Raw genomic sequence first — 478 nt, forward strand, 5'->3', positions numbered from 1 at the left:
CGGTGTACTATGTCTTCAACATAGTGGGTTGCCCCATTCGGATATCTGCGGATCAATCGATGTGTGCTCGTCCCCGCAGCTTTTCGCAGCTTATCACGTCCTTCTTCGCCTCTGAGAGCCTAGGCATTCCCCATACGCCCTTATTTTGCTTATTGTACCAATCTTAAAATTAATTAAGACCGTTTTTTTTTGTTTTTTATCTTTTGCATTGCTGCAATAACAAAAAACGCTTTCTACTTTTTATTATTTTCTTATCTCAATATGTCAATGAACTTTATTTAGCTTTAGGCTTCAAGCAAATGCTTTAAGCTTTCCAGCTTACGGCCTATAGCTTACAGCTTATAGCCCTTAGTGGAGAATAACGGAGTCGAACCGTTGACCTCCTGCGTGCAAGGCAGGCGCTCTAGCCAGCTGAGCTAATCCCCCATTTTTAGTCATGAGTTATTAGTTATGAGGTATGCTCATTAACACTCAACTT

The 478-nt window shown here is 41.2% G+C and carries 1 tRNA gene and 1 rRNA gene; both read right to left on the minus strand.

What is annotated here, in order from left to right:
* Nucleotides 1-154 (minus strand): 23S ribosomal RNA (locus KHA98_RS22770); the annotation flags it as partial.
* A 198-nt stretch (nt 155-352) separates the two neighbouring features.
* A tRNA-Ala gene (locus KHA98_RS22775) sits at nt 353-426 on the minus strand.
* Nucleotides 427-478: the final 52 nt, after the last annotated feature.

The sequence above is a fragment of the Flavobacterium branchiicola genome, from assembly GCF_018383905.1.
In the GTDB taxonomy this organism is placed as follows: domain Bacteria; phylum Bacteroidota; class Bacteroidia; order Flavobacteriales; family Flavobacteriaceae; genus Flavobacterium; species Flavobacterium branchiicola.